The organism is Vibrio gallaecicus (assembly GCF_024347495.1).
Lineage (GTDB): Bacteria > Pseudomonadota > Gammaproteobacteria > Enterobacterales > Vibrionaceae > Vibrio > Vibrio gallaecicus.
Genome location: NZ_AP025491.1, coordinates 1233941 through 1256440 on the forward strand (window position 1 = coordinate 1233941; position 22500 = coordinate 1256440).

At 39.2% G+C, this 22500-nt stretch carries 20 protein-coding genes; 10 read left to right on the forward strand and 10 right to left on the reverse strand.

What is annotated here, in order from left to right; all coding sequences use genetic code 11:
* Positions 1-28: 28 nt before the first annotated feature.
* Together OCU78_RS20410 and OCU78_RS20415 are read left to right on the forward strand one after the other, a co-directional pair.
* Entirely contained in the window at positions 29-1015 is a 987-nt protein-coding gene (locus tag OCU78_RS20410) for a sensor domain-containing diguanylate cyclase (protein ID WP_137373733.1), read from the forward strand.
* A 165-nt stretch (positions 1016-1180) separates the two neighbouring features.
* Positions 1181-1846, forward strand: a complete 666-nt coding sequence (locus tag OCU78_RS20415; RefSeq protein ID WP_137373732.1) for a PilZ domain-containing protein — start codon at positions 1181-1183, stop codon at positions 1844-1846.
* A 163-nt stretch (positions 1847-2009) separates the two neighbouring features.
* Here OCU78_RS20415 and luxQ read toward each other — a convergent pair whose 3' ends face one another.
* The 6 genes from luxQ to OCU78_RS20445 form a co-directional block, all read right to left on the reverse strand.
* Positions 2010-4571: a quorum-sensing autoinducer 2 sensor kinase/phosphatase LuxQ gene (gene luxQ, locus OCU78_RS20420; protein WP_137373731.1), complete on the reverse strand. Its 2562-nt coding sequence runs from the start codon at positions 4569-4571 to the stop codon at positions 2010-2012.
* Positions 4571-5668, reverse strand: coding sequence for an autoinducer 2-binding periplasmic protein LuxP (locus tag OCU78_RS20425; protein ID WP_137373730.1), 1098 nt, complete (start codon positions 5666-5668; stop codon positions 4571-4573). The genes luxQ and OCU78_RS20425 overlap by 1 nt, the downstream gene beginning before the upstream one ends.
* 287 nt (positions 5669-5955) lie before the next feature.
* Positions 5956-7122 (reverse strand): conjugal transfer protein TraF, encoded by a 1167-nt coding sequence (locus OCU78_RS20430; RefSeq protein ID WP_137373729.1) that lies wholly within the window; start codon positions 7120-7122, stop codon positions 5956-5958.
* Between the two features lie 68 nt (positions 7123-7190).
* Positions 7191-7502, reverse strand: a complete 312-nt coding sequence (locus OCU78_RS20435; protein WP_137373728.1) for a GIY-YIG nuclease family protein — start codon at positions 7500-7502, stop codon at positions 7191-7193.
* Between the two features lie 41 nt (positions 7503-7543).
* Positions 7544-8218 carry a YceH family protein gene (locus OCU78_RS20440; RefSeq protein WP_137373727.1) on the reverse strand — a complete coding sequence of 225 codons (675 nt, stop codon included), beginning with the start codon at positions 8216-8218 and terminating at the stop codon, positions 7544-7546.
* A gap of 64 nt (positions 8219-8282) precedes the next feature.
* Entirely contained in the window at positions 8283-8483 is a 201-nt protein-coding gene (locus OCU78_RS20445) for a hypothetical protein (protein ID WP_137373726.1), read from the reverse strand.
* Between the two features lie 198 nt (positions 8484-8681).
* On the opposite strand from OCU78_RS20445, the gene OCU78_RS20450 reads away from it, so the two are divergent.
* The 3 genes from OCU78_RS20450 (at position 8682) to OCU78_RS20460 (ending at position 10169) form a co-directional block, all read left to right on the forward strand.
* A complete protein-coding gene (locus OCU78_RS20450; protein WP_137373725.1) occupies positions 8682-8996 on the forward strand; it encodes a DUF496 family protein in 315 nt (104 codons plus the stop codon).
* A 144-nt stretch (positions 8997-9140) separates the two neighbouring features.
* Entirely contained in the window at positions 9141-9767 is a 627-nt protein-coding gene (locus OCU78_RS20455; protein WP_137373724.1) for a D-Ala-D-Ala carboxypeptidase family metallohydrolase, read from the forward strand.
* 165 nt (positions 9768-9932) lie between these two features.
* Positions 9933-10169: a hypothetical protein gene (locus OCU78_RS20460; RefSeq protein WP_137373723.1), complete on the forward strand. Its 237-nt coding sequence runs from the start codon at positions 9933-9935 to the stop codon at positions 10167-10169.
* A gap of 181 nt (positions 10170-10350) precedes the next feature.
* On the opposite strand, the gene OCU78_RS20465 is transcribed toward OCU78_RS20460, so the two are convergent.
* Positions 10351-12939, reverse strand: a complete 2589-nt coding sequence (locus OCU78_RS20465) for a hybrid sensor histidine kinase/response regulator (RefSeq protein ID WP_137373871.1) — start codon at positions 12937-12939, stop codon at positions 10351-10353.
* A gap of 165 nt (positions 12940-13104) precedes the next feature.
* Here OCU78_RS20465 and OCU78_RS20470 point away from each other — a divergent pair, with 165 nt between their 5' ends.
* The 3 genes from OCU78_RS20470 to OCU78_RS20480 all read left to right on the forward strand — a co-directional run bounded on the left by OCU78_RS20470 (position 13105) and on the right by OCU78_RS20480 (position 16515).
* On the forward strand, positions 13105-13557 hold the full coding sequence (locus tag OCU78_RS20470) for a hypothetical protein (RefSeq protein ID WP_137373722.1): 453 nt from the start codon (positions 13105-13107) through the stop codon (positions 13555-13557).
* Complete coding sequence (locus OCU78_RS20475) at positions 13554-14597, forward strand: porin family protein (RefSeq protein ID WP_137373721.1); 1044 nt, start codon at positions 13554-13556, stop codon at positions 14595-14597. Before OCU78_RS20470 ends, OCU78_RS20475 begins: the two co-directional genes overlap by 4 nt.
* A 481-nt stretch (positions 14598-15078) precedes the next feature.
* Positions 15079-16515 carry a glyceraldehyde-3-phosphate dehydrogenase gene (locus OCU78_RS20480; protein ID WP_137373720.1) on the forward strand — a complete coding sequence of 479 codons (1437 nt, stop codon included), beginning with the start codon at positions 15079-15081 and terminating at the stop codon, positions 16513-16515.
* A gap of 236 nt (positions 16516-16751) precedes the next feature.
* On the opposite strand, the gene OCU78_RS20485 is transcribed toward OCU78_RS20480, so the two are convergent.
* Together OCU78_RS20485 and hcp are read right to left on the reverse strand one after the other, a co-directional pair.
* The gene (locus OCU78_RS20485) at positions 16752-17819 is read right to left on the reverse strand and encodes a hybrid-cluster NAD(P)-dependent oxidoreductase (protein WP_137373719.1); all 1068 of its coding nucleotides are present in this window, start codon (positions 17817-17819) and stop codon (positions 16752-16754) included.
* A gap of 142 nt (positions 17820-17961) precedes the next feature.
* On the reverse strand, positions 17962-19623 hold the full coding sequence (gene hcp, locus OCU78_RS20490) for a hydroxylamine reductase (RefSeq protein ID WP_137373718.1): 1662 nt from the start codon (positions 19621-19623) through the stop codon (positions 17962-17964).
* Positions 19624-19902: 279 nt separating this feature from the next.
* Here hcp and OCU78_RS20495 point away from each other — a divergent pair, with 279 nt between their 5' ends.
* Both OCU78_RS20495 and OCU78_RS20500 read left to right on the forward strand, forming a co-directional pair.
* The gene (locus tag OCU78_RS20495) at positions 19903-20199 is read left to right on the forward strand and encodes a hypothetical protein (protein WP_137373717.1); all 297 of its coding nucleotides are present in this window, start codon (positions 19903-19905) and stop codon (positions 20197-20199) included.
* Between the two features lie 195 nt (positions 20200-20394).
* Complete coding sequence (locus OCU78_RS20500) at positions 20395-21558, forward strand: alpha/beta hydrolase (protein ID WP_137373716.1); 1164 nt, start codon at positions 20395-20397, stop codon at positions 21556-21558.
* A 276-nt stretch (positions 21559-21834) separates the two neighbouring features.
* Here OCU78_RS20500 and OCU78_RS20505 read toward each other — a convergent pair whose 3' ends face one another.
* Positions 21835-22449: a LysE family translocator gene (locus tag OCU78_RS20505; RefSeq protein ID WP_137373715.1), complete on the reverse strand. Its 615-nt coding sequence runs from the start codon at positions 22447-22449 to the stop codon at positions 21835-21837.
* Positions 22450-22500 lie beyond the last annotated feature (51 nt).

A 22500-nucleotide genomic window follows, 5' to 3' on the forward strand; every position in this document is an offset into this window, starting at 1 on the left:
ATATAAATAATAATATGGACATTGCTAAATGTTGAATGAAAATGATTGCTTACTTGGAAACAAACCAACGCAATTAGACCTGTCAAAATGGCAACAAACCGTAGACCTAATCTCTGAAATTTATAACTCGGCATGCGGCACTATTGTTCAAATGCGTGAAGATGATTTTAATGTAGTAGTTGCCAGCAAAAATGAAGATAACTTTCTCAAAGAAGGTGACAACTGGCCACGTTCCATACAAAGCTTTTGCCGAACGATCATTGAAACCAAGCAAGAACTTTATATACATGATGCATTGGACAATCCAGATTGGGTAAACGCGCCAGCGGTAAAAAGTGGACATGTCCAATCATATTGTGGTCTCCCCATTTATTGGCCGAGTGGAAAAGTTTTTGGCACCATCTGTGTAATCGATACTAAACCAACGGAATATAACGCAACACTTCAGGCGTTATTAACTCAGTTCTGTCTTCTGATTACCGCTGACCTAAAAATGATTTCTGATTTCAATAAGATCAAAGATCTTGCCATCACAGATGAACTCACAGGAGTGAGCAACCGAAGAGGTTTAAAAACTCTAGGGGAGCAAAAATTTAAAGATGCCCGCAGATATCAACATGCAATTGGCGTCGTATATTTAGACATCGATAACCTAAAATACGTAAATGACAACTTTGGTCACCACGCAGGCGACCGTTGCATAGTTACTCTAGCCAAGGTGCTTCAAGATAACTGTAGAGAGAGCGATATCATCGCTCGTCTGGGTGGGGATGAATTTATCATCATTTCTTTAATTGGCTCACGGCGAGAGTTGATGTTGATGGCAAACAGAATGGAAGACAAATATAAGGAAGCAGCCAACGCTAATGTTCAGCTCAATAATACTTCCATTAGCTTTGGTGCCAGTATTGTTGATTGCTACAGCCCCCTGTCATTCGAAACACTGTTAAGTGAAGCAGACCAAAATATGTATCGACACAAACAAATGAAAAAAGCCAAGAAACAAACCGAATAGTTTATGCAACCACTTCTAGAAGTGGTTCTAAATTTATCAAGCCCCTAGGTAATGTCACGTTGGTTTATAAAATATGAATTAATACGCATACAAATCGGTGAAAAAACTGACATCTATAGTATTGAACGTTATATTAATCATATACATAATCAATATTGAAATTGAATGAACTCAACTACAGATAAAAAAAACGATTTGAGTCGATACCTAAAATCAGGGATTAGAGCTGCAGCGGTTATCAACTTCGGGCCAAATGACTCAATCCCTGTTAACGGAATTTATATTGGCTGCAAACAAGAACAATACCTAATCATTGAACTCTCACAAAAGTCAGTCGAAAGTTTAACTCTACGCAAACTCAATAATGTAGACATTGTGGTTCGAGCCGTCACAGACACAGAACTCGGACATATTGTTGCTTTTAAAACCAGTATCCTAAGCTCAATTTCTAAACCTGCACATTTACTGTTTCTACGTCCACCAACGAACTATGCATCTAAACCGATCAGAGAGCACGAACGGTATAAAATCGATCTCGAGTGCCAAGTCCATTTCGGAACTCTTTTATTCGATGCAACTATTTTAGATTTCTCGGTTTCTGGTTGCGGGCTCTACTTTTCAGAACAGTCTGATATCGAAAACGGCATAAAGCTCAAAGTTCAATCAGCATTAAGTGCGCACTTACCAGACGAATTAGTTTACCAAGTAGTGAGCAAAAAGAAGCATAACAAAGGATGGTTAATTGGGGTTCAATTTAAAGAACCAGTAGAAATGAATGAGAACCTCAAAAAAGAGCTTTTAGAACAGGCTTTCCTTTCCGGCTCTCTCTGATTTATTTGGTAAAGAAATGAAGACTCTCATGTAACTTCTTTCTATCTAAAGCGTGCTTATTAAAGCGCTAAAGCATTCGTTTAAGTAAGGCAATTATCTACGAACAGACACAACTGCATGCTAAGTTCCCATACTTGTCACTAAAACCCGTTCAAACGATGAATCAGCTATTTACGAAATGCTGTTTAAAATGAACAAAAGCTTGGTGTAGCGCCTTTTCTTTAATTGGTTTAATAATGACATAGTTTGCACCAGCGGCAAGAAAGCTTTCCCGCGTAGACTCTTGTGTGTCTGCAGTACAAGCGTAGACTGGCGTAGATATATGAAACTCTTCTCTAATACGTTTTGTTGTTTCAACTCCACCAATGTTTGGCAGTTGGTTATCCATCAAGATCAAGTCAAACGACTCCTGCTGAACTATAGCAAGAGCTTCTAACCCATCTTTGGCCCAAGTCACTCTCATCCCATACTTCTTACAAAATGCCTGGGCAATAAAAGCATTGGTGTGATTGTCTTCAACAAGAAGTACATTCAATTCAACATCAAATAACTCTTTGGTGTCTAGTTCAAAAAGACTTGGTTCCTCGGGTAAAGTTCGTGTGACATATTCCACTGGAATTTCAACAATAAACTCAGAGCCAACCCCTTTAAAGCTCTGAACTTTAATATCACCTTGCAACATATCAACAAGATTCTTTACTATCGCAAGCCCTAACCCAGTACCGCCATACTCACGGGTAGTCGTTTCTTCTGCTTGCATGAAAGGTTCAAAGACAACATCTAACTTGCCCTCTTCTATTCCAATACCGGTATCTTTCACAGAAATAATCAAATCAGCAGTATTGGTATTAAAATCCGAGCCTAAGTCAAAAGTGACAGACACTTGCCCTTGATGAGTAAACTTGATTGCATTACTCAAAAGATTGAACAGGATTTGATTCAAACGAACCTGATCGGTATTAATCTCAAGTTTGTCCGTAACTCGGTTCTCTAAAATTAAATGTATCTGTTTATCTTCACAGAGAGGTCTATAAATACTATTCAGCGTACTAACGATATCTGATAGAAGGAATGCTTTTTTCTGAATGCTAAACTGCCCTTGCTCAATTTTTGAAAAGTCTAAGATATCATTCAAAACAGCCAGTAAATGTTCTGCACTATTACAAAGCATATCGACCTGTTTAATATTACTTTCGTGATCAACCGTTCGCTTGAGTAATTGTGAAATACCCAAAATACCATTCAATGGCGTGCGTATTTCGTGGCTCATTTTCGCAAGGAAATCGGCTCGAATATTGGCCAGGTTTTCCGCTTCTTTACGGGCAATATTAGTTTGTTTTTCGGCATCAATCAGTTTTGTAATGTCTTGACCTTGAACCACCACGCCTGACACATCATGTTCTACCGTTATCGCAGAAATATTCCAACGGAATACCTTAGTTCCAATAGGCACATTGATACCTGTTAGTTTAGCTCCATCTAGAACCATTTTGATATTAGGCAGCATTTCTTGTTCAAATTTCTTGGCGAACATACGTTCTTCTTCATCATTTACAGATAAAGCCATTTGAGCCGCAGGGTTCATCTCAATCAGCACACCAGATTCAGACCAAACCAAAATCGGAGAATGTGAAAAGTTGAAAAGGTCTTGAAACTTTTGGTTTTGCTCTGCTATGCGCTCAAAAGCATCAGCAAGAGTGCAGCCAATATGATGAAATTCATAAATTTCAGAGCCTTCAAATTTTTGATGGGAATCACCTTCACTCGCGGCGCGGGTATAGTCCATCAATTTATCTAACTCTCCTGAGACCCGTCGCTGAATCCATGATCTTGCAAAAAACGACAATGAAAGAATTCCGATTACGATTACTACAATCGCTTTTCCGTAATTCTGTTCTAATTCGATAACATTATTATTCTTTTGAACCGCTCGGATGATGAGTGGTGTTTCCACATGATTAATCGTTATAGGGACAACCGTAACAAAGTGTTCAGCAAGTTCACTTTTAGATCCATAACGTAAGACATCTGAAATTGAGTAGCTTTCGCTCCCCTTAAAAGTTGAAGTTACAGGTTGACCGTGAGCTTCAATAATGATGTTTTCACAATTACTTCGTTGCTGGATAGATTCAGCTAATGAGAAGTTATTGTCGAGGATGACGGCTATATATAACTGCCCTAACACTTCACCAGATTCATTATCAATAATTGGAGTACGTCGAGACAGCAAATGGCGCTTACCCATATCTGTATCTAGCTTTAAAAAATGCCAATTACTGCTAAAAGCAACTTCATTGGATACATTCTCTAAACTTTTATGAGTGAATCCGTAAAACTGGGCATTGCCATCATCCCATTCAAGACCATTGTGGGTGGTGATGAAACGTAAATCTGGAGCGTGATTTGGCTCCCTTTGATCTATCCCAAAAAAGAAATAGTTCAATTCATCTTTATCGCCACTTTTAAAGTAACTGCGAAGAGTTTCATTATTCGAACTACTGTCTTGATGTATTTGCAAAACCGAAAGACGGTAATCAAACATGTTCTGAATCAAGCTAGAGGTTTGTTTAATAGTTCGGTTGGTTTCTTGCTTAATAATATTACTGCTAGTTTCATAGTTATGAATAAGCACGCCAATAGCCATTACACCGATAACCAGTATGATAATACGAGTGATTAGTCTTGCTAGGGTGTTACGAGGCATAATGGCGTAGCTTTTTTTCATTACTGTCCTGAATATCTAAACGCGCGAGCTTTAAGCCGAGACACTCGCTCCGGGGAATCATTTTTAGTGACTATGGCAAAATCTCCAGAATATACAGTCGGCACAGTATACCCCTCTAGATCCCATTTAATGCCTTCAGCCATGGCAATGCCAGTGTCGTCATTCATTCTCATGACGGTCACGTCTAACTCACCTTTTTCGAGTGCTTCAAGTTCAGCAGAACCGCCACCCCAACCGTTGACTAAAATATCTGTGCGACCCGACTCTTGAATTGCCTGAGCGGCACCAAGGGCAACATCTGTTGCACACGCATAAATAAAGTCTAAGTCTTCATTTTTTTGGATACTGAGTTTTGCGGCTTTATAAGCACTCTCTTTGGTTGCTTTTGTATAAAACGACGAGGTGAGTTTAAAGTCGGTCTCTGAATTTATGTCATGGATAAATGTATCACCACGAGCATCACTAATATAACCTTCAGAACGGTATAACACCGAGTACTGAGCGTTTTCTTTAGCATTTTCTTTGAAGTAGTCAGCGAGTTTCAAACTGCCTGTTGCATGATCAAACCCCACATACATAAATGGCTGACGTTCTTTCCATGCTCTTACCGGAGTGGTTATATTCTGTAAGATTAACTTTGTGTCGGTAGCATTTAATACATGCTCGATGAATTTTCGGTGTCTAGTTGTATCCAGAGTGAAAATCAAATAATCCGTTTTATTCTTAATTGCTTCTTGTAAAGAAATGCTTTGTTGAGTGATATCGCCATTAACACGAGTAAAAACTTGGTTAATTTGATAATCAATTTTCAACCGGTCTAAACGCTTTTCAAACGCTTGAATATTCCTCACCCAATAATCTGAAATTTGCTGCCCAGGATAAACTATAGAAATAGTTATAGGTTTATCTTGTCTTATTGTTAATGGCTTGGGACGATTTTGAACAACCTCATTCAGCTTCTGAGTTAGCTCATTTTGCTCCGAAAAATGATCAAGGAATTCTTGATATTCCCAATAATCATTTAGTATATGTGTTCCGTGCGACATGGCGGGACTAGAGCATAAAGCCATCCCAAGTAACATAAGTGAACGTTTCATTTTTTTCTCATTTGTTATGAGCTACTTTGGCTCATTTTTTTTACCTAGCACATTGTCATATCGAGGTATGACTTATGCCCATTATGTAGGACATATAGAAAAAATGATAGAAAATTAACATTACATTGGAACAACGTTCTGTTTTTGTTTTTTAGAGAATTTTATCAATACGACTTCATCATTTAAACGGATAAAAGCCACCATTTAAGGTGGCAATATTTATGATTGTAATGGGTGATTACTTCTCAGTAGCTGATAAGTATCGACAAGATTAGACAGTGTGCTAATTAAAAAGTTAGTGCTAAGTTACCCGAAGCACCAAATTGATTATCACCAGCGTAACTTGCTGCTAAATCAAAGCTAACCACATCCCATGGGCTTATCCCGATACCTGCCGTTAATGAATCATCTAATGTATCTTCTAAATCAATCTCATAGCCAGCTCTTAACTGAGCCCAGCCCCAAGCATTGCCTTCGATGCCCAAACGGATAAATTGAGTGTCATCGTCAAGGTTTTTAAAACGCTCTTGAGCGGTTAGGTCAGCATCAGCGGCTAGAGTGAAATATTCATGAGCATACGCAAAACCAATCGTTGCTTGAGGATTTAGCTCATAAGCCCCTGTTGTACCTTGCGAAAATTTAACTTCTTGAGCAATGACATCTTTCACAGCGAAACCGACTTGATAGTTGTCTTTATACCACATGGCACCAATATCAAAGTTAAACGCGGTTTCAGACACCTCCGATTCATCATAATCTTCCAAATCAAAGTCTTTTACTCTTTGGCGGTTAGAATATGTTGTCAGCTCTTGGTATTTTGGTGAAACACCAAATGAAAACCTTTGCTCATTAATCGTGAACTCTTTTGCAAATGAAATACCAAGCTCAGCATATCCAAAAGCCGCCATCGCAACATATGAGTCGTTATATCGGTTCTCTACATCAACGGCAGAATTACCCGTATTGTCTGCAATTTCTTCCACCGCAATCACTTCAACATATCCACGAGAAAATAAGTTTGTCGAAATAGCTTTGATTGGAAGTGCCACAGCGATACTCGCGCCAGCCGTCACAGCCAATGGTGAATTCCCTTGCAAGTCATCCATGTAAGCGTTCAGTTGGTCGATGTCACTTTGGGAAGGAATTTGGCCGTTGTTGATCATGTCATCATATCGATCAATAGCGTCTTGTAGGTCATCGAGGGTGGTAAGTGAATCATCTGTATCTCTTGCTGTTACCCCTATTGCAGGTAACAAAAGACCAAAATCGTCATGTTCACGAAAGTTTGCGCCAAGCGCAGGGTTATAAAAAGGAGCCACTAAGTAATCAGCGGATGCTACACCCGTATTACCCATTGCATTACCACGTCCGTCAGCCACGTGGTTTGCTGCATTTACTGACAATGTTGTACACGCTAAGCCCACTGCCAACGTTAACTTGTTGAATTGTTTCATATCCGTATTAACCTTATTTTTTTATATGTCGCATAAATAAGATTAGCACTATCAATGAAATATATGCATCAATAACCACAAATAATGAGTTGCCCATCAACAAGCTGCAGTGATGTTTGCAAAGATATAATTTTCTCTTTTTTAGTTTTCGTCAGTTGCTTAATGGCATATTCCATTTTGAGAGCAATACTTTTGGATTCAACAGAGAGGTGCCATTCAAGCGTTAGAGGTCCTTTGCCTTTTAAAGCTTTTGCCCCTTTACCTGTTTGGTGTTGTTTAAAACGCCGTTCAAGGTTATTTGTCACGCCACAATACAATGCATTGTGGCAATTACGGATTAAGTAGACGACCCAATCCGCATTATCATTAGTGGTATTCATTCAAAGAGAATATTCAAAATAAAAGATTTAACCGCTATGCATTACAACAATGAATTCACGAGTTCTTTTAGCTCACGTAACTCTTCTTTTAAGCTCGCAACTTCAGACTCTAGTTCAGCAAGCTTTTCATCATTGGCCGCCGAAGGTGCCGCCATGCCAGAAGAAAAACTGGTAGGTGCTGCACTCTCCATAGCTTCAACATCCACTTCACCACTCAGTAGATGTTGGTAACGAGACTCACGTTTACCCGCTTCACGTGGTAGCTTCACCACAAGAGCACCGGCTTCTCTTACTGAAAGCCTATCTAACACAGCCTCTACTTCTTTAACATCGCTAAACGCAGCTAAGCGGTTAGTACGAGTACGAAGCTCTCCAGGCGTTTGAGCACCACGCAATAACATGCAACAAATGATGCCTCGCTCTTGCTCAGAGAATTGCAGATCACCAAATTCCGTATTACAAAAACGATGTTGGTATTTGTTCACGCGGCTATTAAAGCTACTTTCATCACTCACTAAGCGGCGATTAATTAATCCATCAACGGCATCCAAAACATCAGATTCTGATAGTGCCAAAACAGGTTCACGGTTACTTTTTTGATTACAAGCTGTCGTCAAACTATTCAGAGTCAATGGGTAATGGTCCGGTGTTGTCACTTCTTTCTCAATCAAACAACCAATGATTCTAGCTTCAATAGGTGAAAGCACAATATTCATAATTTTTCCTTATTATTGTTTTGAATTCCATCTAAACATTTTTGAATGTTTACGAACTTATAAGCTAGTGTTCAGACAAAATAGGGACTTTACGTTTACGACCTTGCTCATCAATCATTATGATTTTAGAACGATTTAGCTCAATTTCTATCACTTCTAAATATCTGCGCTCTTTAACGTACGCAGAGCGAATTTTCTCATGCTCTTTAGGGTAGTCAGGATCATAATCATCTTCGAAGTCATCCTGTATTGTTTGTTGATTCATTTCGCATTTTCATATCAATGTTATTTCTAGCGTAGATAATATAGTGAACTATCGATGAAAGACAATCGTCCTTCTATGTGAGTGTCCAATTAATACACAACCTTACTTTTGCTTTGATCTAAAGACTGTTACATCGCCATTTGATGTGTTTTAATCAAAGACAGACAACGTATTATCAAGATTAGGAAAAGGGAATCTATGAGCAGCGTATTTGAAATCGTGAACCAAGCACGTCGTAAAAACAAACTTAAACGTGAATTGCTAGACAACGAAAAGAAAGTTCGTGACAACCGTAAGCGTGTTGATCTACTTGATAACCTTCTGGATTACATCAAACCAGAAATGACTCATGATGACATTCTTGGCATCATTAAAAATATGAAAGCCGATTATGAAGATCGTGTTGATGACCACATCATCAAGAGCGCTGAAATTTCTAAAGCGCGTCGTGATATCAGCCGCCGTATTCGCGAATTAACAGAAGAAGATAAGCAAACTCAAGGCAAGAAGTAGTTTACTTCCCTTAGTTCGATTATTTTACAAACTCACGCTTAGTCGTGAGTTTTTTATTACTTGCTAATTAAACCCAGCTACTTAACCTCCTCAGTCAATTCTAAACAACGTCTATACTCTCTACATATCTAAAGGAGCTAGACTATGTTTTCACATCTATTGGCAGCACTACTTCTTACTACGACACAACCGCATTCTGAAGCTTTACAAAAGCTTCAATCCGACGACATGGAAATGACCTATGATGATTTGGTTGTTGATATTCACGGTTATAAAGTGCCCACCAGAGCCGCTTTCAGAGGGTGGATTCTTCTCAATCATGCTGAAGACAAAGTGCTGAAGATTGGTACACAGTTAAGAGAGGCTGGTATAACCACGAAAATGCCACTGCATTTGATTCTATTACAAGGCACCGACTGGGTAATGAACAATACAACCTTGTTCACGCTACCAAACGCGCAACATCTTCCTAATATGATTAATACGCTGAAGTTTATTCAAACGTACATAGAGCCCGAGCTTGGTATCGTTATTCCTGTATCAGGTGAGCGGACTGATATTTATAATAAACAAGCGGGAGGAGCACTACGGAGCAAACACCTAAACTTTTGCGCTTTAGATCTTGTTCCTTCACAAGATATTAGCCGGTCTGATCTGCACACAAAACTGAAAGCTATCCACGCTAAAGTAGGTCAAGAGTACAATGTGGGCTTAGGCTTATATTCCGGAGTACGCTTTCACATAGACACATGTGGATTTAGAAGCTGGTAAAAAAACACTAAAGGGTCAATCAGACTCACTACAGACAAGGTCTTATTGACTCAATAAGTGATAAGAAAAAAACCTAAAACATTGATCTAAATCAATTTAGGTTTTTGGCACGAATATCGCTATAAGAAGAATAATAGTAGTTATCATTATCTTTAGGTGATTAATATGTCTAGCTCAACACAACGCTTTCAAACTCTTTTATCTGTATCGAACATAGCTTTGCTATTAACTGCTACGCTCATGCTTGTAAGCGTGATTATGGCATACCCATTAGCAGACAAGTTTTCTTTACCCGTACAAATCGCAGCTCACATCAGCACAATCTTAATTGCAGCTTTTTTGAAAATCAGTTATGTCACACGCTGTTTGGCTCAATATAACCTAGGGTTAGAGGTTCGGTAAGTTCAGCCAAATAGATAATTTCCAGATCGGTTTGGTTAATAGCCAGCAGAAATACCTCGTGCAAATAATGGTATAAATGCTGGCTTAACCCTTTTAACCCTTTTAACCCTTTACTTGATTTTTTATCTTAATCAGTCTGATGAAAAATACGAAATAGCCCCGCTCCATTCAGCAAATCAGTTTAAGCTAGTTGCAGCGTGTTAAATAAGTCGTAGAGCTGATGTGACTTATAAGGCTTAGGCAAATACGCGTTCATTCCTGCATCAAAGCAATGCTTAATATCTTCATCTAGCACACTGGCAGTTAGTGCAATGATTGGCAGCTTTCCAAGACCTTGCTGGACTTCCCAATCTCGGATTGCACGTGTCGCAGTAATACCATCCATGACAGGCATCATACAATCCATCAGAATCGCATCAAATTGCCCACCTTGAGTAATTGCATCAACCGCTTCTTGTCCATTACTCGCCACTAAATAATCGTACCCCGCTTTCTCTAGAAAAAAACTGGCTATCTTTTGATTCATTAAATTATCTTCAACGATCAATATTTTCCTATTAAGTGGACGGCGGTTTAGATCACTCCCAATCGCAGCCTTTTGATTATTCAGGTGCTCTTGGAGCTGCGGTTTATACTCATCCAATGCAACTAAACTGTTGAAAAAGCGCTTACCGAGAAAAGGTAAAGTATGAGTTGAATGTACAGCTTCATGAATCACATTTGTTTTAAATAAGTGATGCTGACATACGATAATTTTTTGTTGCGGGTACTTTAAATGTAGCTCTTCAAGATCTTTATTGAGTGAATGATGCATGGTGTGGCAGTACAGAATGAAATCATAATCTAAACTATCGCTTTCTAAATTCTTCACTGATGGAAACAATTCAACGGTGATACCATTTCGCTCACATTCTTTATGTAACTGACTCACATAACTAAATGAATTAGAAATGATCACTGCGCTTTTCAGGTGTTCGAGCACTTTCTCACGGCTTTCCACCACATCCGCAGAAATATTGAATTTAAATGTAGAACCTATACCTTTAATGGAATTTGCTTCAATCTTGCCATCCATAAGTTCCACTAATTGGCGACAAATCGCTAGACCAAGACCAGTACCACCAAACTGACGAGTAATACTTCCATCTTCTTGAGTAAATGGTTCAAAAATAGAATCGAGTTTTTCAGACTCAATGCCGATACCAGTGTCAGACACATGAAACTCCACCATCCCTTGCGAATCAGATAGTGCGATATAAGTCACCGAAGTGATGATAGTACCGGAAGGCGTAAATTTGATCGCATTAGATAATAGGTTTGTCAGTACTTGCCTTAATCTGTGCTCATCAAAAAATAATTGAGGGGGAACATTGGAATCTATATTAATTTCTAATTCTACATTCTGACTGATCGCTTTAGACAGAATGACACTAACTGAGTCATATACCGCCTCTCGTAAATCGGACGAATTGGGCGACAATGTCAGGTTACCCGATTCTATTTTGGATAAATCAAGAATATCATTCAATAGCACAAGTAACGCGTGAGAAGATGACTCAATATCGGCAAGCACTTCTTTCTGGCTCACATTCAAATCACTTTGAGATAAGATCTCTGCCATGCCGATGATACCGTTGAGTGGTGTTCGGATTTCATGGGACATATTTGCCAAAAAAGCACTTTTCGCTTTATTAGCAGAGACAGCATCTTCTTTAGCCTCAATTAGATCAAGAGTATGCTGCTGTTCTTTAAGCATGATTTTATTTACAGCGTGAGCAAAAATGGCGAGCTCGTCATTACCTTCAACTTCTATCTTTTTCGGTGCTTTATCATCTTCATCTCTTTTGAGCATTCCATGTAGAATAATAGATAGCTTACGATTGATCCGTAATGAGGTGCTATAACCAAGTGAAATGACTAACACTGCAGAACTCAAAAGCAGCAAAGTCATGAATAAAATGTTTCTCTTCTGCTCTTTAATTCGATCAAGTAATTGTGTTTTTAGGCTTTCAGTATAGCCATCAATAACAACGAAAATATTTTCATGTCTTTGCTCTAGACTTTTAACATAGTCATAGATTTCACTGGGCTGCGCATTTTCACTCAAAATACGGCTTCTAATACGAAGGCTTTCTTGATAATCACTTTGAGAAAACACTTTAAGCAATTCACTGGTTTGATGCGAGGTAGCACCAAACTGTAAGAACCTTTCTAAATATTGTTCTTGTCTCTCGACTGCACCAAGGTAATTAAGAATTCCAGAACTCTTTGATTGCGGATCGATATATAAACAAAAGCTATGCCAAGCTTCCTTTTGCATCCAAAAAACAAATTGACTTAAATCTGAATAAAGCTGCTCAGACTTTGAAATATCATTATTTGTAATGTTTGCATTAATTTTTATTATTTCATTTAAGGTTTCTTGTAATACATCAAAAAACCAGTCTCCCACTGATCGAGTTTCCTGAATGGAAGCTCCCGACATTTCATTCACGATATCTATCAGTTCTTCAATTTCAGAAGAAAGCTCCAGTTGAGACTGATAAGACAACAATTGTTTGTTTTTTCTATCAAACTCCTGAAGGGTAGTGTTAATCTCATCAAGAAGAACTTCCCTTTCAGCCATACCTGATTCGCTGGTCAATAAATGGTATGAACTATTAGAAAGTGATCCAAATAGTTGTAACAATTCTGTTTTTATCTGCGTTATCTCATACCCGTCAACTTTGCTCTTATTTTTAGAAAACTCATTAACAGTTAAGCCAAATATAATTAATACAGAAATTGTAGAAAGAATTATGAGTCGAAGCCTAATTGAAACATTTATCATTATAATAATCACTCCCTTCCTTGAAAGTAATTGTACCTAGCCTATGTTAATAGTAGTCAATAAATAGAAATAATTGTTCAAAATGGACTTTGGAATAAAATATAAATGACAAGATGGTTGCCTCTAGTCGTTCTTCCGACGTTACTGTTAGCAATTTTAATATCTTCTGCTATTAAGGCCGAAGAATACGCTGTGATATCAATGAATTCAGAGCTTCTTCAATTGAAATCCATACAGGTTAAAATGCTATACAGAGGCAAAATAGACCGTATTGGAGAGCATCATATTAAGTTACTGGATCTTCCTCCCAAATCTGACCTTAGAAAAAATTTTTATCTCTCTTTACTCAATAAAAACCCATCACAAATGCAATCTATCTGGGCGAAGCAAAGCTTTTCTGGCAGGGCTTCAGCCCCATTCCAATTGCAAAGTGAGGACTTAGAAAGTGTGCTTATATGGCTTAAAAGCACGCCTACAGGCATTGCTTATTACCCTATAGAACAATTGCCTACCCACGTAAAAATACTATATATAATAAAAATTAAGGAAGAGTTATGAAGATAGCATCTCTACTCTTGTTGGCTATCTACTCCTCGATATCAGTCGCTGCGATTGATGTAACGGATACCTTTAGAGTAAGTGGCTTTGGTACACAAAGTGCGACGGTCACCGACCAAGAGATTCCAACGTTTTATCAATTGAATATTAATGATGAGTGGTGTTTTGACTGCGATACTACTTTTGGCATTCAGTTAGACTGGGAGATCAACAATGCACTTAGAAGCTCTGTACAACTAGTCAAAACACCTAATGATGAGTTTTCTGACCCCAGCATAGAATGGGCTTATGTTGCTTATCGAAATGGTGAGTTAAACACCAAACTGGGGCGACTACGTATTCCCTTGTTCATGATTTCAGAATATTACTATGTGTCTGAAGCCTACCCTTGGCTTCGTCCCCCTCAAGATGTTTATAACAGCGTATTCGGCTTTACTTATTTTGATGGCGCATCTATAGAGTGGAGCTCCTGGATAAATGATGAGGCACACTTACGCCTTCTTGCATTTGGAGCAACACCTAAAGAAACCAGTGAAATCATTCAAGGAAAAAATATAACCATAACATCAAGAGATGCTATAGGAGTCACAGCAGAACTGAATTTAGATGACATCCATTTTAGAGCGAGCTATTTGCACGCAAACTACAAACAAGACTTAGTCCCATCAGTGACTGGCTATCAAGATCTTGAGCTATTCACACTAGGAGCGAATTACTTGCTAGGGAACCTAAACCTAATGTCGGAAGTCATATTATCCCAAGACATTCATAGCAATTGGTATTTCAGTGCTAATTACCTATTTGATTCATGGAGCCCGTACATCACGTACAGCCAGCGTAGAAAATTAAGGGATAATGAATCCTTACTGATTGGTGCAAAATACTCTCTACTTGCCAATGTAAGCACTTATATTGAATGGCAGCATGTTTGGGGACGCACAGAATCGATCAGTGGGCACTTTACAATCCCGCAAAATCCAACTCAAAAGATACAAACGGATGTAAACGTTTATTCCATTGGATTATCGTTTACCTTTTAAGTTGAAGTTGAGATCTGTACCACCTGCAAAGTCGGCTGAATTTGTAATTTTTGCATTCAACTTTGATGTTAGTACTTTTCATCAAAAATTAAGTCTCTACATCTATAAATGTCAACATCGATAATTACGTAAAAACCACCTTATAACCCCAGAAAATTACAATATTTCAGTCATTTTACCTTCATTTAATTTTACTAGCAGAATAACAATTCATACCCTACAATCCCGCCACATAAAATTACAAAATAAAAACATCCCAATACAGGACGTTTTCAGAATGATTGATAGCTAATGGATTTCATTAGTGAATTTATGACACTGCATATAATCATTAGCTTTAAAGCATTCATTTTTAAGACATTAGTTATAAAAAAGAACAGCACTAAGACTGTCACCGTGATGATTTAATTCCCCCATGTATTATGGCAACCCTACACTCGCCACAATGCACCCAATAACGTGAAAAAGGTCCCGAGTTAAGATGAGCCCTGAAAAGCACCTTCTAGACTGGCAAACTAGCCAAACGATTGCTGAATCAATTTCGCCTACTTTAGGTCAACTTTATCGTCAAAAAGGCGTAGAAGTTATCCTCTTTGGGAAAACACTGGTTAATGCAACCACCATCGACATAATTAAAGCTCACCGCATAGCAAAACGTTACACTGGCTCACTTCTTACACCTGAACAAACTCAACCTATTATTCAACATCTACTCAATATGGACCTTTCTCCGTGCCGTATTGATGTTGGTCGCCTAGCTCACATGTTCTGGGAAAATAGAGAGGACACCACAGGCTTAGACGATTTCCTACAAACTGCACTTTTAGAGTCGTTAAATGGCGAAGCGATGACAGAACCTCGTGACGTTGTGCTTTATGGATTTGGTCGTATAGGTCGTTTATTGACTCGCTTGCTTATTGAGAAAAGCGGCCCAGGTTATCCATTACGTTTACGTGCAATTGTTGTACGAGGCGGCAAAAAAGGCGACTTAGAAAAACGAGCAAGCTTGCTACGCCGTGACTCAGTGCATGGTCAATTTAACGGCAGCATTGTTGTGGATGAAGAACGAAAAGCCATCATTGTTAACGGCAATTACATTCAGGTGATTTACGCTAACAAACCTGAAGATATTGATTACACCACTTATGGCATAAATAACGCTCTTGTTGTTGATAACACAGGTGTATGGCGCGACTCTGAAGGTCTAAGCCAGCATGTGGCATGTAATGGTGCGAAGAAGGTTTTACTTACCGCTCCAGGTAAAGGCGATATTAAAAATGTTGTATTCGGGGTAAATGAAGATGTTATTCAACCTGAAGACACCATCATTTCCGCAGCAAGCTGCACCACAAATGCCATTACACCAGTACTTAAAGCCGTTCACGATAAATATGGCGTACTTTCAGGACATATCGAAACCGTTCACTCATTCACTAATGACCAAAACCTTATCGATAACTTCCATTCTGGTGATCGCCGTGGTCGTGCTGCTTCATTAAACATGGTCCTCACTTCAACAGGTGCAGCAAAAGCCGTCGCTAAAGCAATGCCTGAAATGGCAGGTAAACTAACGGGCAACGCAATTCGTGTTCCAACGCCAAATGTTTCAATGGCTGTAGCTAATTTGAACCTAGAAAATGGGACTGATAAAGAAGAGTTAAACAGCTATTTACGTGAGATGGCACTGACTTCTCCGCTTTCAGCGCAAATTGACTACACAGATTCAACTGAGATTGTATCAACTGACCTAGTGGGCTCACGTCACGCTGGTGTAGTGGATGGTGTAGCGACTATTGCTCAAGACAACCGCGCCGTTCTTTACATTTGGTACGACAATGAATTCGGTTATAGCTGCCAAGTTGTACACTGCATGGAACAAATGATGGGCGTTCGTTACAAAACGTACCCTAGCACCTAAAATAACGGTATGAATCGCTAAGTAATTAGCAGTTATGTCACAGGCTCCACAACATAATAATGATAAAAGTACTGCTGTATTCAAACAGATTCAATAGGAACTCGACCCCATGAGATTGTTATTGAGTCGTTTAAATACAGCTCCCCCATTTAGCCGCTCATGCTTTGTTTGAGCGGCATTTTTATTTCTAGATACCTATAAGCCCTGCATACTTAAGATATTGAATAATAAGGAAGCTAATTTAATGACACTTCTACATCTGCATTAATGGTACTAGAACAGGCAAGTACATAACCTTGCTCTATCTCTTCATCAGTTAAAGTTTCTGTACTCGTTGAAGTGACTGAGCCTTTCGTTACCTTACACTTGCATGAACCGCAGATACCACTTCGACAAGCTGCAATTACTGGTACACCACCTTTCTCAAGTGAATCAATCAATGGGCTACCTTGCTCAGCTTCAAGCTCAACGCCAAATACAGGAACAAATACATTTACTGAACCGCTTGCTGCATTCTGTTCAGTTGCTTGTTCTTCATTATTTTCAATGTCACAGCTCAATGATTCAGCAGGCGTAAAGCTTTCTTGGTAGAAGTTACTCATATTAAATTCGAGCTCTTTCAAGTAGCTTTCAATATCGTGCATAAATCCAATTGGACCACACAAATAAACGGTTCTATCTAAAATATCGGGGCTCAGTGTAACCAACCAATTTTTATCTAATCGGCCTTGAGGAAATGCAGTATCTTGGTTGTCTTTTAGTAACAGCTTTAAGTGAAAGTTATCGAACTCTTCATTAAGTTGATTAAGCTCTTCAAAATAAATCGTTTGTCTTTTATTTCTCGCCATATGGATAAAATCAATTTCGATTTTACTGTCTGAAGCAAGCCAGTATTTCGCCATTGCCATTACAGGTGTAATGCCACAGCCGGCACTCACAAGCGTCACTTTATTAGTATTGGACGGCAAACAATCAATGCAGTTAAAGCCACCAGCTGGTTTCAACACTGAAACTTCATCACCTTCATCCAGTTCATCAATAATGAAGTTAGAAACCAAACCACCTTCAACTCGCTTCACTGTCAGTTTTAAGCGGTTTTCATCTGGGCGAGAGCTAATGGAGTATGCTCGGTAATCCAGTTTCTCAGGCATATGCAGGCCAAGAGTAATGAACTGCCCCGGTTTAAAATTAAATTTGAGATCTTGTGGAACACTACCAAGTTCGAAGCTTACTGTATCTTCAGTTTCATACCACTTTTTAAGACAAACTAATGAGATAGAGTCACTTTCAGACCATGCATACATAATTCAGAACACCTTTTAAAGAAATAGCCAGCCTAATAATCAGCTAGTGAAAATAGGTTTTATTAAATACGTAAATATAAAAAGCCTCGGGGCTTAAACAAGCACTCATGAAAGTACTTATCTTTGCCTCGAGGCTGATTCATTACGCCGCTAAGATTGTTTTAAGATCTTGCTCAGGTGTAGAAATTGCTCGCATATCAAACTCAGCTTGCATAATTTCAAGCAAGTTTTCAGTTAAAAATGCAGGTGCAGTTGGGCCGGTATAAATACCTTTAACGCCAAGTGCAAACAATGTCAGTAAGATAACAATCGCTTTTTGTTCAAACCAAGAAAGGACTAAAGTCAGTGGCAATTCATTAATACCGCAATCGAACTCTTTTGACAGCGCCAAAGCCAGTTGAATAGCAGAATAAGCATCATTACATTGACCCACATCCAGAAGACGAGGAATACCGTTAATGTCACCAAATTGGTTCTTGTTAAATCGGAATTTACCACAAGCTAAAGTCAGGATAAGTGTGTCTTCAGGCGCTTGAGCCGTGAAATCTGTGTAGTAGCTACGTTCTGATTTATCACCATCACAACCACCCACTAAGAAGAAGTGTTTGATGTTACCTTCTTTCACTTGGTCAATCACAGCAGGTGCGGCTTCCATCAAGGCATTACGACCAAACCCGACAGTGATCATTTGCTCAATTTCATCATGCTTGAAGCCTGGTTGAGATAAAGCACATTCAATCACATCGCTGAAGTCATCACCTTCAACGTGAGCAACGCCTGGCCAACCAACGATGCTACGAGTAAACAAACGGTCACGGTACTGACCCACATCTGGGTTTAGCAGACAGTTTGAAGTCATCACGATTGCGCCTGGGAAGTTAGCAAATTCTTTTTGCTGATTCTGCCATGCACTACCGTAGTTACCTGCAAGGTGCGGGTACTTATTTAATTCTGGGTAACCGTGTGCAGGAAGCATTTCACCATTCGTGTATACGTTAATGCCCTTGCCTTCAGTTTGTTGAAGGATTTTTTCAAGGTCATGCAAGTCATGCCCTGAAACCAAAATACAGTGACCCGCTTTCGTTTTAACATTTACAGCGGTTGGAGCTGGGTGACCAAAAGTATCGGTTTCGCCTTTATCTAGCATCTCCATTACTTTGTAGTTCATTAGACCAATTTGCATTGATGTATCTAATAACTCTTTAAGATCACTTGGGTCTTTACCTAGGAAAGCCATGATCTCATGGTACTCACCTTGGATAGCTTCATCTGTTTGACCAAGAACCAGAGCATGCTCCATGTAAGCAGCCGCACCTTTAAGACCGTACAAGCACAATAAACGTAAACCAATTACATCTTTATGCTGTGATTCATGACCACGGTTAACGGCCGCTTGAGGCGCAAGCGCGAGCAGTTCCGCAGAATCGGTAGGAAGATCGAATTTCGCCGCAGGAGAAAGTTCTGGAATTTCAAAGCCAGTTACAACAGCTGCCGCTCTTACTTTTTCTTCTAGTCGTTGTTTAAATGCATGAGATTGCTGTGCAAATTCGATAATGCGTGCAGGATCAAAGTTCACATTTGTTAATGTTGCGAAAAATGCACGAGGTGCCCATTCATCGATTTCTGTGTCAATTACACCACAAGTACGGCCTAAATTAGCCCAAAAAGAAACACCTTGAAGAGAGTGCACGAGCACATCTTGTAAATCAGAAACTTCCGATGTTTTGCCACACATGCCTTGAGAAAAAGAACAGCCTTTAACAGCTGGGGTTTGAATGGTTTGTTCACATTGAATACAGAACATAGAAATGGGCTCCAGTAATTTTTATTAACCACAAGTACTTTGCTTGCGGTGACTTATTTACAAGCCCTATAGAGCATCAATCGTGCCAAACTTTAACTTTCTGATTTAAAAGGAATTATATATTTAACCCTATTTTAAGTATGTATTTATGACTACAAAATATGACATCAAATAAACACCTTAAAGTCAAAAAGACCTGAAAATAAAATAACAATCGCGTTCATGTTTTGTTCATACACATATCGCTATAGTGCTAAAACAAAGAAAGAGGAAAGAATTATGAAGAATATTTTAATTACATTTGTCGCTTTAATTACTGGTTTCATGGCTCTAATTACCAGTCTACTTCTCGCTATCCCATTGGCTATTGCAGCCATGATCACAGGTAAGCGCTTACAAAGTAAAATGAAGAAGCAAGGCTTCTACTCTGCAGCTGGACCACAGGCTTCAATGCACGGTCAAACTATGCATAGTCAATCAACAATGCACCGACAGTATGCGACGCACTCAGGGGCAAGTACTGCAAAATCAAGTGTGATTGAAGGTGAATACGAAGATCTTTCAGCACAGAAGTAACGTATTAGTTGAATCAGAAACGTAAATAGCAAATAGAGTCCTACATACAAAATAGCTCCCCCAAGCGATGGCAAATGTAAATATACCTGCCATCGCTCAAGTCACTAACAAAATAATCAAACTTATCACTTGAACGTCATTCACTATTAATGAATGCACCCTTCATGACATTAAAGAGAGTCTCGCAAACGCACTATGATGAAACTTACTATTACCAGTATCCTTGCTATCTCCTCAATTGCCCTTGCTGGCTGCTCAAAAGAGGTCATCGACCCTGCATTCCAGAAATCCGATCACCTACCTAATTTCAAGCAAACTTCCTTCACAGATTACGTGGAAGAAACTCAGGAATGGCTACTTTCTCACCGTGTATTCATGACAAATGACAAACAATTCGAGATAGATGCAAATTCACCAGCTCAATACACTCCGGCGAATCCAAACGGGCAAGCGGTATTGTTGGTGCATGGTTTGGGTGACTCACCATACTCTTTTCATGATGTTGCGACACATTTAGCGGATCAAGGTTACTTGGTGCGAACCGTATTGCTTCCGGGTCATGGCAGTAAAGTGGGTGATCTACAATTGCCCACCCTTCAAGATTGGCAACAAGTCGTGGATCATCACACTCAATTACTTCAAAAAGACTATGATGCAGTCTGGCTGGGTGGATACTCAACAGGCGCAAACCTTGTTACCTCTCAAGCCATTAATGACCCGTCAATCAAAGGATTAATGCTTTTTTCACCAGCTTTCCAACCTTTTTCTCCAGCAGTGAAATTTGCGGGCATGGCTAGCCACATCATGACATGGGCAGATCAAGATCCTGAGGATAACCCTCTCCGCTATAATTCATTGCCTATGAACGGAGCATCTGTGTACTACCAAACTTCTGAAGTCGTTAGAGACGACCTGGAAAAAGGGATTTACGAAAAGCCAGTATTCATCATGATGAGTGAAGGCGACAGCGTTATTGATACTGAGTTTGTCCGAAATACCTTCGCTAATACAATGACCAATAATAGCAACATGCTTATTTGGCAAAGTGAGCACTCGCTAGATGAGCCTAGATCTAAAACATTCAGCATGGCACTTGAAGAACAGAGAATATCGAATGGTTCTCATATGGGCTTACTCTTCTCTCCTGAAAATCCATATTATGGAGTAAACGGTACGGAAGTAATTTGCAGTAATGGACAAGGCTCTAACCTAGAAAATGAATGCTTGGCGGGTAGTGAAGTTTGGTATTCATCTTGGGGATACACTGAACAAGGCAAGAACCACGCAAGGTTAACGTATAACCCATATTTCAATGAAAGCATGCAAGCTCTTGATCTGATGTTAAAAACATCGAATTAATAGCTTCTAGCTTCTAGCTTCTAGCTTCTAGCTTCTAGCTTCTAGGACAAGTTAAGCGTAAACCAATAGTTAAAACTCATCTAAAGTAAAAGGCTCATACTTTTCTGTCACTGTTTTCACATAAGTATGAGAACAAGAACAGAAAAGCATGAGCCTTTTATTATTTGCTTGGTGTAGGTCTGTAACTTTGAAAACAGTGATTCTTAAACCATTGCTCTAATTTCAACCACTGAAATTTTATTCATCTAAAACCTTTATTTATCTTAGCTAATAGTCTTAAACGGTCACCACAACACGCACAGCTAATAGGATAAGTACAACGCCAGACAACCTGTCTATCAGCTGAGCTTTAGAACGAATGCGATCAACAACCAAAGGGCTAGATAAGATTAAAGTAATGAAGCTGTACCAAAGCCCATCAATAATAAGTGGTGTAGAAACAATAATGATTTGATTGGTGATGTCATTGCCTAATGCTACGAATTGACTGAACAAGGCAATAAAAAACAAAGCAATTTTGGGACTTAAAAGTGATAACAAGAATGCTTCACGGGCCGATTGCCAATAACTCATTTTTTCGCCAGCTTCGAGCTTAGCCGCAACCCCACCTTTAGATCGAAGTGCATTAAAACCTAGGTAAGCTAAATAGCCAGCGCCCGCATAGCTTATCCCTTTGAACACCAATGGTGACTGCTCTAGTAAAACGGCTAACCCAATGATTGTCGCAAACGCATACAAGCCAATTCCAAAGGCGTGTGCCCACGCGGCAACAAGTCCATTAAGACGCCCACCAGCCAAACTATGTTTCGCGATCATTGCGAGGCTAGGGCCTGGCGACATTGCACCAAGTAAACAAATTAAGAGTAAAGAGAACCAAACTGTCAGTGTCATATATTTTTTCCTTGGCAAGCCAGTTCATACTAGATCCACATAGGGTTATAA